Origin of the sequence: Blautia sp. 2227st1_G12_2227SCRN_220401 (assembly GCF_039062885.1) — a bacterium.
In the GTDB taxonomy this organism is placed as follows: Bacteria; Bacillota; Clostridia; order Lachnospirales; family Lachnospiraceae; genus Blautia_A; species Blautia_A fusiformis.
In genome coordinates this window covers 79,354-89,687 of record NZ_JBCLNI010000014.1, presented here as the reverse complement: position 1 = coordinate 89,687, position 10,334 = coordinate 79,354, and the positions used below count along the sequence as shown (strand labels likewise).

Below are 10,334 nucleotides of genomic sequence, written 5' to 3'. Positions count from 1 at the left end.
ATTATGATGTCACAGGTAAAGACTGTCCGAAGTATTACGTGGAAAATCCCGATGCATGGATCCAGATGAAATCAGACATTGCAGCACAGATCCAGACAGATTATGCATTACAGGGGAAATAAAGTGTTATTGTTTATTTTGTGAGCAACAAGAAGTCGGGAAAAATAATTTCTGAAAATAGGGGCTTGAAAATTAAGAAGAAGTATTGTAGTATAACAGCAGAAGCTGCATGACTGGCGGAAAGTAGGATTACCTACAGGGAGTGCAGTGAAGTGAGAAGCCGACCGCCTGGGCAGCCTGATAAGGGGTGTCCAGGCGGTTTTTTGTTACCGTTCATATCCTGGGATAAGCCCCGGGCCTTACATTAGACAAGGAGGACTGTGAAAAATGACGACATTTTCACTTGAAAAAGAACTGAAAGAAAATTCCTATCCGGGAAGAGGAATTGTGATCGGACGTTCCGCTGACGGGAAACATGCAGTTACTGCATATTTTATTATGGGAAGAAGCGAGAACAGCAGAAACCGTATTTTTGTTGAGGATGGGGAAGGAATCCGTACACAGGCTTTTGATCCATCCAAGCTTACAGACCCGAGCCTGATCATTTATGCACCGGTACGTGTCCTTGGAAATAAGACCATCGTAACAAACGGTGATCAGACAGATACGATCTATGAGGGAATGGACAGACAGCTCACCTTTGAACAGTCTCTCCGCAGCAGAGAGTTTGAGCCGGATGCGCCGAACTATACACCTCGTATTTCAGGTGTTCTTCATGTTGAAAACGGAAAATTCAATTATGCGATGTCTATTTTAAAGAGCAATAACGGAAATCCGGATTCCTGTCTTCGTTATACATTCGCCTATGAGAATGCGGCGGCAGGACAGGGACGTTTTATCCATACTTATAAATGCGATGGAAATCCACTTCCAAGTTTTGAGGGAGAGCCGAAGCTGGTAGAGATCCCAAACGATATTGATGAGTTTGCGGATCTCCTCTGGAAGAGCCTGAACCAGGATAATAAAGTTTCTCTCTTTGTTCGTTTTATTGACATTGAGACAGGAAATTATGAATCCAGGATCGTAAACAAGAATAAATAAGAAAATAGGGATATCACAGAGAACGGAGGAGCTTTTTCATGAAAGAATTACAGTTAAAATACGGATGTAACCCAAATCAGAAACCATCAAAGATCTATATGGCAGATGGAAGTGAGCTTCCGATCCAGGTACTCTCCGGAAGACCAGGATACATCAACTTCCTGGATGCCTTTAATGGCTGGCAGCTGGTACGTGATCTTAAGAAAGCAACCGGACTTCCGGCAGCAACTTCATTTAAGCATGTATCTCCGGCAGGTGCTTCCATCGGACTTCCGCTGAATGAGACACTGGCAAAGATCTACTGGGTAGATGATATGGACTGGAAGAATTTTTCCCCGCTTGCATGTGCGTATGCAAGAGCAAGAGGTGCAGATCGTATGTCATCATTTGGTGATTTTATTTCTCTTTCTGATGTCTGCGACAAAGATACCGCAATGCTGATCAAGAGAGAGGTTTCTGATGGTGTGATCGCACCTGGATATACAGAGGAGGCTCTTGAAATTCTGAAGCAGAAGAAAAAAGGCAATTACAATGTGATCCAGATCGATGAAAACTATGTACCGGAACCTTTGGAGCACAAACAGGTATTTGGAGTCACCTTTGAGCAGGGCCGCCAGGAGCTGGCAATTGATGATGCGCTGATCTCCAATATTGTAACAGAGAATAAAGAGCTTACGGAAGAAGCCAAGAGAGATATGAAGGTTTCTCTGATCATCCTGAAATATACACAGTCCAATTCTGTATGCTTTGTTAAGGATGGACAGGCTATCGGCGTTGGTGCAGGACAGCAGTCCCGTGTACATTGTACACGCCTTGCAGGCCAGAAAGCAGATAACTGGTACCTCCGTCAGTGCCCGAAGGTACTGGAGCTTCCGTTTAAAGACACGATCACACGTGCGGAGAGAGATAATGCCATTGATGTTTACATTGGTGAGGAATATATGGATGTCCTTGCAGATGGTGCATGGGAAAAGACATTCACAGAGAAGCCGGAAGTGTTCACAAAAGAAGAGAAGAGAGCATGGCTGAATGGTCTTACCGGCGTGACACTGGGATCCGATGCATTCTTCCCGTTCAGTGATAATATCGAGCGCGCATATAAGAGCGGTGTAAAATATATTGCAGAGCCGGGTGGATCTGTACGTGATGACGCAGTTATCGATACATGTAATAAGTATGGAATGGTGATGGCATTTACAGGAATCCGACTTTTCCACCACTAAAGGATGCATGTCTTGGCCATGATATGCAGCTGAAATAAAAGATAAAAAATATAAAGTCCCGAATCTGAATTTCTGGAAAAAAGAGATCAGACTCGGGACTTTTTGATCGAAAAAGGATATTTTTAAAAATAAAAAAAGAACTCTGAAAAACTCAGAGTTCTGAAGAGCGATAGACGGGGCTCGAACCCGCGGTCTCGACCTTGGCAAGGTCGCGCGTTACCAACTACGCCACTATCGCATATGCCTTATCGCTTCAAGAATTTCCCTCAGCGACAAGACATATATTAGCATAGATTTTATATTCTGTCAAATGTTTTTTGGAATTTTTTTGAAATTATACACAACATATAAAGTTTATTCCAGACGTCTGAAATAGAACTTGTATATGACAATATTTCGGTGGTTTATGAGTTATTGTCTAAGTGGTAATAGCGCAAAACATGATCCGGATAGTATTGGTCACCATAGTCCCATGGACCGGCAGGATCATGAAGGGGATCATCTTCATCACGTTGTGTGTTGCCGCTTGCCATCTGAGCAAAGGCCTGAGCACTTTGGGCCGTCCACACAGTCTGACCGTTTTCTTCCAGATAAGCAAAATAGGAATCGGCTCCGAAATTGTATGCCTGCAGAGCCAGACGGATTTTGGAAAGATCAGTCGGACCGGTACAGACGGCCTTTTCCAGAGCATATTTCAGTTCCTGGATGCCACAGGAAATAGAGTAAGAAGGATCTGTGATACCATTGGGCTGCTGAGGATATCTGGTGTTGTAGGCTCCTTCTGAGGACTGCATGGGATCGGTACCCTGTCCGGAGCTTTCCTGCATCATCACAGCCAGGATCAGGTCTACATAGTCGGACATATCATATTGTGCTGCTTCGCTGGAAACCTCATCGCGATAAGCTTCACAGGCTGCATTGATCTGATGGGTTTCCTTCTGCCTGCCGGAAAATTTGGAAAAACGCAGAAGGATACAGCCCACGATCAGCAGAAAAAGACATGTCAGAAAGATCTTCTGCCTTCGCACCTGCTGTACACGGAGTTTGTGGCGCTGTTTTTTAGTAAGGGTTGGTTTCTTGTGTTTTGTATTCATATAAGTATTGTATCCGTTACGGATAGATTTGACCAGTTAAAAATATGATCTTTTTGTTAAAAATTTCTGAAGACTGTCCTGTGAAATTGCAAAATATGATCTGATATGCTATGATAGTCGGGACAAACCGTAGAATGCCGGAAGAAAGGAGGCAAGATTTCATGCGAAAAAAGCTTCTGGCAATTATTTTATGTGCTTCTATGCTTTTCCCTGCATCCGTATCAGCAGAGGTACTGGGATATGAAGCAACACTGGATACATATACAAAGGAGAAAAAAACACCTCAGCAGTTTCAGATCGATGATGGGGCGGGAAATACAGTAAATGTTTTGGCGAAGAGTGATACGCTTTATGTTACAGCGAAAAATACGGAAATCCGGTCCAATCCGGGAGACAGTGGTACAGAGCTGCGTTCTGTGATCCTGGGAACGAAACTTGAAAGAATTGCAGTCTGTGACAATGGCTGGAGCAAGGTGACCTTCCAAAAGAAAGGTGAGGACAAGATCATCGGTTATGTTTCGGACAGCGTGCTCAGTGATACGGAGATCGTAAATAAATTTACAGATACAGTTACAGCGGCACAGGACAGTGATATCCTGGATTATCCCGGCAAGAAGGACGGAGAGGTTGTAGGAGAGGTCCTTCAGGATGATGAGCTGAAAAGAACAGGTACGGTAGATGCTATCTGGAGCAGGATCGTTTACACAGATGACAGTGGTTCAGATCACGTCGGCTATATTCCGACCAGCTGCCTGGAAGGTTATCAGGCTACGGAAGTGGCCAAGGCAGAGCAGGAAAAGAATACAAAAGCAGGATCCCTTACTAAGAGTTCCGGGGAGGGCGTTTTTGCGGATGCGGTAGATGGTGTAACTTCCACAGGTGGTTCCGGAAGTACCGCATCTGGCGTACAGATCGGAACGCCGGTATCAGTATCTTCTGACGCGACACTGAAACCACTGGGAACATTCCGGATCACGCATTATTGTCCGTGCAGCATCTGTTGCGGACCATGGGCGAATGGAATTACTTCCACAGGAGTAACGGCCACTACCAACCGTACGATCGCAGTGGATCCGAGTCAGATCCCATACGGTTCCAAAGTAGTGATCAATGGACAGGTTTATGTTGCAGAGGACTGCGGAGGAGCGATCCGGACCAATTGCATTGATGTATATGTGGCAACACACTCCGAAGCAGAGCAGAAGGGCGTGTTTTATACAGAAGTTTATTTGCTTCAGTGATCAGAAAAAGACTGCTGTAGATTCCACAAGGGATTTGCAGCAGTTTTTTGTATAAAAAAACTCTGACCAGCAGAGGCTATTCTGCGATCAGAGTAAAAAAATAATGCCCAGAGCCGGAATCGAACCAGCGACACGAGGATTTTCAGTCCTCTGCTCTACCAACTGAGCTATCTGGGCATGTCTCTTTCGAGTACTTTGTTACTTTAACACATTTATGTAGAGAATGCAAGGAAAAAATAAAAAAAGCAGATGTTTTTCTGAAAAATCTGATTTTCAAAAAAACATCTGCAATATTATGGCTACAGATTTATCTGGCAGCAAGATAGATTTTTTCCATATCTTTCATGTTCAGCTGTTTGAACACACCGATGGTACGGGTGTCTTCAAAGCTGCATTTAAACGCCAGATCATGAATCTCCTTTTCTGTAAGATCAAGACCAAGCTCATGAAGGCTGGTAGGCATCTGGATGGAACGGAAATAGTCTTCCATGGCTTCTATGCCGGCAAGAGCAGTTTTGTTGAAGTCGGTACTGCAGGGAATGTCAAAGATATTGACTGCAAACTGGGCAAAGCGTTCCGGATTTGCATCATAAACGTAACGTGCCCAGCTTCCCCACAAAGCGGCAAGACCGGCTCCGTGAGCCACATCGTAGGTGCCGCCCAGTTCATGCTCCAGCTGGTGACAGGCCCAGTCACCACCGCCGGTTCCGCAGCCGGTAAGTCCATTGTGGGAAAGACTGCCGGCCCACATGATCTCTGCCCGTGCAGTATAATTATCCGTCTCCTTCATCAGGATCCGGGAGTTATAGATCACGGTCTGCATCAGAGATTCGCTGATACTGTCGGTGATCTCCATGGTTTCGATATTTACAAAGTACCGTTCCATAGTATGCATCAGGATATCCACACAGCCGCTTTCGGTCTGATATTGCGGCAGGGTATAGGTGAGGCGGGGATTTAAAATAGCAAAACGTGGGCGGCACAGATCGTTGCGGGCACTACTTCGTTTCAGCCAGCCCTCTTCATTGGTGATCACACAGGATCCGCTCATTTCACTTCCGGAAGCTGCGATCGTCAGGATAACGCCTACAGGAAGACAGGCTTTTGGGGTTTCGGTGCGGAGAAAAAAGTTCCATACATCTGTATCCGGATTGGCAAGTCCATAGCCGATGGCCTTGCAGGAATCAATAACGCTGCCACCGCCAACAGCCAAAAGAAAATCAACCTGTTCTTTGCGGCAAAGCTCAATACCCTCACGTACCTTGGAGAGACGGGGATTGGGAACCACACCGCCAAGAGTGACATAGGAAATTCCAGCTTCATCCAGAGAAGATCGGATCTCATCGATCAGACCGGAGCTTACTGCACTGTGGCTGCCATAATGGATCAGTACTTTGTTGCAGTTCTGCTCTTTTAGAACAGTGCCGATCTTAAGGTGTGTATCTTTTCCGAAAATAACCCGGGTAGGGGTAAAATATTCAAAATTTCTCATAGAGATTAGGCTCCTTTTTATGATTCATGATCTATTGATAAATATAAGGAATCTGTTTCCTTACAGGTCAAGCAGATATTTATGATCCCGCAGGGGTATCATCTTGATTCATTTAATTGGTTTAAAGTCGTTATAATAATAGCATAGAAGAGAAACAGACGCAAATAAAAGCTATTGAAAAAAGGTGTAATTTTGGGGGAATGTGATATAATGACTTCTGTGAAGGAAAAGTGACCTGATCACAGAAACAGACCAATGCGAAGCGTATATTATAGAACAGATCCAAACGAAGAAGAAAGCAGGTGTCTGAAATGGAGAATATCATTATCATAGGAGCAGGTCCGGCCGGGATCTCGGCAGCACTTTATGCGGCAAGAGGAAATATGGATCCGCTGATCATAAATACAGGGATCGGTTCACTGGAAAAAGCGGAGAAGATCGAGAACTATTACGGACTGGAGCAGCCGCTGTCCGGCAGAGAGCTTTTCGAAAGAGGTCTTGCCCAGGCAAGAGCACTTGGAGTACGGATCCTGGATGCCCAGGTTGTGGGAATGGGTGGTTTTGATACTTTTGAGGTGAAAACTACCGCAGGAGATTTTGAGGCACGCAGCGTGATTCTGGCAACCGGAAGCAGGAGAGCTTCTGCCAGGATTCCGGGAGTAAAGGAATTTGAGGGAAAAGGTGTCAGCTACTGCGCAGTATGTGACGCATTTTTTTACAGAGGAAAAGAAGTGGCAGTGCTTGGAAACAGTGATTTTGCTCTTCATGAAGCAGAAGAACTTTCTCATACCGCTTCCCGTGTGACGATCTTTACAGATGGAAAGAAACCGGAATTTTCAAGAGAAAATCCGCTTCCGGTTAACACCATGAAGATCCAGGCGATCGAAGGAGATGAGCGTGTTTCCGGCATCCGCCTGAAAAGTGATGTGTCCATGCAGGAAGCAGGTACCGGAGCAGATTCTTTTGTGCCGGCAGAGGGAGTCTTTGTAGCACTTGGTACAGCCGGAAGCTCGGAGATGGCCCGCCAGATCGGAGCAGAACTGAATGAAAAGGGAAATATCCGGGTCAATGAAGAGATGGAGACTACAGTTCCGGGACTGTATGCAGCAGGTGATTGCACCGGTGGACTTCTCCAGGTGGCAAAAGCTGTTCATGACGGTGCCCAGGCAGGACTTTCCGCCTGTCAGTATGTGCGGAAGCTTCTGAAGGCGTAAGCATAAGCTGATACTAAAAATAAATACAGGATCAAGGAGGAATTTTATCATGGCAAAAGTTTTTACAACAGACAATTTTGAAACTGAGGTATTAAAGGCAGAAAAGCCGGTACTGGTAGATTTTTGGGCAACCTGGTGCGGACCATGCAGACGTCAGGCTCCGGTCGTGGAAGAGCTTGCAGAAGCCGGATATGAGGTTGGCAAGGTTGACGTAGACAAAGAGCCATCATTGGCACAGCAGTACAAGATCATGAGTATCCCCACACTGCTGGTATTCAAAGAAGGAAAAGAGACCGCACGTTTTGTGGGACTGACATCAAAGACAGAGCTTGAGGCAGCGCTTCAGTAACCAAAACAGAAAACAGAAAAAACAGATACAGCTCTGGGAACCGAAATGGTTTCCGGAGCATTGTTGGTTTACTGAAAATTTTAGACAAGGGTTAATAAAAATATGGATGAGAAAATAATAAAAAAGAATGCAGTGCCTGTGATCGCGGCAATGATCACAGCGCTGGCCTTTTCTTTTACGGGCCTTCCAATGGATGGAAATACTTCTGTAGAAAAAATGAGCGATGTTTATAATGGATTGGGATGCATGAGCTTGCTTGCATGGATCCTGCTTCTTATTTTATACGTGAAAGGATGGGAGGGCTACCGGAAATACAGAAACTGGCAGGCACATGTTTTGGCAGTGATCTTTTCGGCGGGAATGCTTCTTGGAACTTCTTATTTTACAAATGGAAGCTGGGATTTTCTGTTTGGCGCAAAGAAACAGATCCTGATCTCAGCCGGATGCTTTATAGGATTTTATATTATCTGTGATATGGGAATCACTTATTTCTGGAGGATTCCTGAGATGGAGTTTTTCCGAAAGGCCTGCGGGCGTATCCCGGCCAGAGAGGAAGAAGTAATGTGGTTCCGCCTGGCAAAGATATCTATGATCATTGGATGGACACCGTTTATCCTGGCATTTCTCCCAGGTTCGATCCCGGCAGATGGATTTCGGCAGCTGGATGTATTTTTGGGAGCTATGCCGCTGGACAATCATCATCCATGGGTCCTGTCGATGATCATGGGTGGACTGCTGACACTTGGAAAAACTATCTGGTGTTATAATTTTGGAGTATTTTTGATCGTCATTGTGTTTACTTCTGTGGAAATCTGGTGTTACAGTGCGGTAGTCCGCTATCTGTACAGATGGAAGGCTCCAAAATGGATACTTTTTGGTACTGTTCTGCTGTTTGCATTTGTTCCCATATTTGGAAGCTATGCCCAGGCAGTGATCAAAGACGGATTGTATACGGCAGTCATTACTTTGTATTTTGCAGTGTATATAGATATTTGTCATTCCTTTTCCAAGAGAAAGGCAGTATATTTATTTCTTCTGGGAATCAGTGTTTGTCTTACCCGAAATAATGGCATTCATCTGGTCCTGCCTTCTTTGATCCTTTTGTTTTTCTTCCTGGTAAAGGGTGCGAGGAAATATGCATTTATTGTGGCTGTCTGTGTTTTTGCCTGCTATCTGGGCGTAGAAAAGGGGGCAGCACCTGCCCTTGGCGTGGCACCTGGATCCCGATGTGAAATGCTTTCGGTACCGTTTCAGCAGACTGCCCGATATCTGAGAGAATATCCGGATGATGTAACCGCAAGTGAGAAGAAAGCGATCAACAGGATCCTGGATTATGATGTTCTTGCCGAGAAGTATAATCCGGAACTGTCGGATCCTGTGAAAATTACATTCAGGTTCAGAGATGATGATAATGATCCTAAATTGGATGGATACATGAAAGATTATTTTAAAGCCTGGTTTGCCATGTTCCGTCGTCATCCGGGAGTATATATCCAGGCGACATTGAATAATATCTACAGTTATAATGATCCGTTCCATATGGGAAGAGGACAGCAGGGCGTGTACCGGTTTTACATAGATAAACTGTATCAGAAAAAATCCGGGATCGATGTCAGCTATGTGGGCCCAAAAAAGATCCAGTATCTATTCAGGCTTTATGATGAATTATGGATGCGTGCACCTGGCCTGGGACTTATCTTAAGTGCAGGAACGTATACCTGGCTTACTCTGTTGCTGATGGGATATCTTCTGGTGAAGAAGCAATGGAAAAAACTCCTGATCTTTGCCATACCGGTGCTGAATATACTGATATGTCTTGTGTCTCCTGTAAATGGGATGATCCGTTATATGTGGCCGGTAATGACTATTATGCCGATGCTGTTCTGGTGGATCCTGCAGCCGGCACCTAAAACATCTTCAAATTAAAAAGTATTCATCATTTCATAAAGACGTCTTTTATCCAGAATGCGGATCGATCCCCGTGAGATCTGGATAGAGCCGTCTTTATTCATTTTTTTAAGGCTGCGGCTGACAGCTTCTCTGGCACTTCCGATGGAGCGGGCGATGGCTTCCTGTGTGAGAGCGAGCTCATCGGAACCGGTATCTGCAGCTTCATCCAGAAGAAAGGCTGCGATCCGCTGAGTCAGGGTCATAAAAAATGTCCGTTCGATTCCTGCGATCACATCTGAGAAATGTTCAGTTGTCCGTTTGTAGATGAAATTTTCCAGATAGATATTGTTTTTCATCAGCCGGGAAAAAGGAACTGCCGGAAGCAGAAGCAGATCACAGTCTGTTTCTGCATCGATCTGTACATCAAATGTAATGGCAGAAAGCATGCAGGAGGCGGAAAGAGTGCAGATGTCACTGTCCCTTAAACGGTAAAGGGTTGCTTCTTTTCCCTGAGCGGACAGTAGATAAACACGGAGAACTCCCTTCAGAAGAAAAAGAGTTCCCAGGCACTGGCGCTCTTCAGACTGTATGGCAGCACCTGCCGAGTAATGAAGCTCGCGAATGTTATCAAGAAGAAAATTCTGATCTTCTTCCGTCATATGTTCCCAGAAGGGAAACGCCTGAAAATAATTCAGACAGCTGTTTCGATCCATAAAAAGATTACTCCTTT

Annotated in this window: 9 protein-coding genes, 2 tRNA genes, 1 pseudogene and 1 riboswitch; of the genes and pseudogenes, 7 read left to right on the top strand and 5 right to left on the bottom strand. The window is 45.0% G+C overall.

From position 1 onward, the window contains the following. From ABCM67_RS09105 to ABCM67_RS09095, 3 genes and pseudogenes are all read left to right on the top strand, one after another. Positions 1-122 (top strand): annotated as a pseudogene (locus ABCM67_RS09105) (N-acetylmuramoyl-L-alanine amidase); the annotation flags it as partial. 97 nt (positions 123-219) lie between these two features. After that, a riboswitch (ZMP/ZTP riboswitch) is annotated at positions 220-301 on the top strand. 86 nt (positions 302-387) lie between these two features. Then, positions 388-1,101, top strand: a complete 714-nt coding sequence (locus tag ABCM67_RS09100) for an IMP cyclohydrolase (RefSeq protein WP_118609036.1) — start codon at positions 388-390, stop codon at positions 1,099-1,101. 38 nt (positions 1,102-1,139) lie between these two features. Then, positions 1,140-2,324, top strand: a complete 1,185-nt coding sequence (locus ABCM67_RS09095; RefSeq protein ID WP_147603474.1) for a phosphoribosylaminoimidazolecarboxamide formyltransferase — start codon at positions 1,140-1,142, stop codon at positions 2,322-2,324. Between the two features lie 165 nt (positions 2,325-2,489). Here the strand turns inward: ABCM67_RS09095 and ABCM67_RS09090 are convergent. Continuing rightward, positions 2,490-2,562: transfer RNA gene (locus ABCM67_RS09090), tRNA-Gly, on the bottom strand. A gap of 166 nt (positions 2,563-2,728) precedes the next feature. Further along, complete coding sequence (locus ABCM67_RS09085) at positions 2,729-3,418, bottom strand: lysozyme family protein (RefSeq protein ID WP_147603473.1); 690 nt, start codon at positions 3,416-3,418, stop codon at positions 2,729-2,731. 161 nt (positions 3,419-3,579) lie between these two features. On the opposite strand from ABCM67_RS09085, the gene ABCM67_RS09080 reads away from it, so the two are divergent. Beyond that, the gene (locus ABCM67_RS09080) at positions 3,580-4,659 is read left to right on the top strand and encodes a 3D domain-containing protein (RefSeq protein ID WP_044961645.1); all 1,080 of its coding nucleotides are present in this window, start codon (positions 3,580-3,582) and stop codon (positions 4,657-4,659) included. A gap of 104 nt (positions 4,660-4,763) precedes the next feature. On the opposite strand, the gene ABCM67_RS09075 is transcribed toward ABCM67_RS09080, so the two are convergent. Continuing rightward, a tRNA-Phe gene (locus ABCM67_RS09075) sits at positions 4,764-4,836 on the bottom strand. 130 nt (positions 4,837-4,966) lie between these two features. After that, positions 4,967-6,151, bottom strand: a complete 1,185-nt coding sequence (locus tag ABCM67_RS09070) for an iron-containing alcohol dehydrogenase (RefSeq protein ID WP_118752498.1) — start codon at positions 6,149-6,151, stop codon at positions 4,967-4,969. 311 nt (positions 6,152-6,462) lie between these two features. Between ABCM67_RS09070 and ABCM67_RS09065 the strand changes: the two genes are divergently transcribed. From ABCM67_RS09065 to ABCM67_RS09055, 3 genes are all read left to right on the top strand, one after another. Then, positions 6,463-7,365: an FAD-dependent oxidoreductase gene (locus tag ABCM67_RS09065; protein ID WP_021651805.1), complete on the top strand. Its 903-nt coding sequence runs from the start codon at positions 6,463-6,465 to the stop codon at positions 7,363-7,365. 49 nt (positions 7,366-7,414) lie between these two features. Then, positions 7,415-7,714, top strand: a complete 300-nt coding sequence (gene trxA, locus ABCM67_RS09060; RefSeq protein WP_021651804.1) for a thioredoxin — start codon at positions 7,415-7,417, stop codon at positions 7,712-7,714. 102 nt (positions 7,715-7,816) lie between these two features. Beyond that, a complete protein-coding gene (locus ABCM67_RS09055; RefSeq protein WP_118752499.1) occupies positions 7,817-9,640 on the top strand; it encodes a DUF6020 family protein in 1,824 nt (607 codons plus the stop codon). Here ABCM67_RS09055 and ABCM67_RS09050 read toward each other — a convergent pair. Next, positions 9,637-10,317 (bottom strand): Crp/Fnr family transcriptional regulator, encoded by a 681-nt coding sequence (locus ABCM67_RS09050; protein ID WP_147603471.1) that lies wholly within the window; start codon positions 10,315-10,317, stop codon positions 9,637-9,639. The genes ABCM67_RS09055 and ABCM67_RS09050 overlap by 4 nt on opposite strands. Positions 10,318-10,334 lie beyond the last annotated feature (17 nt).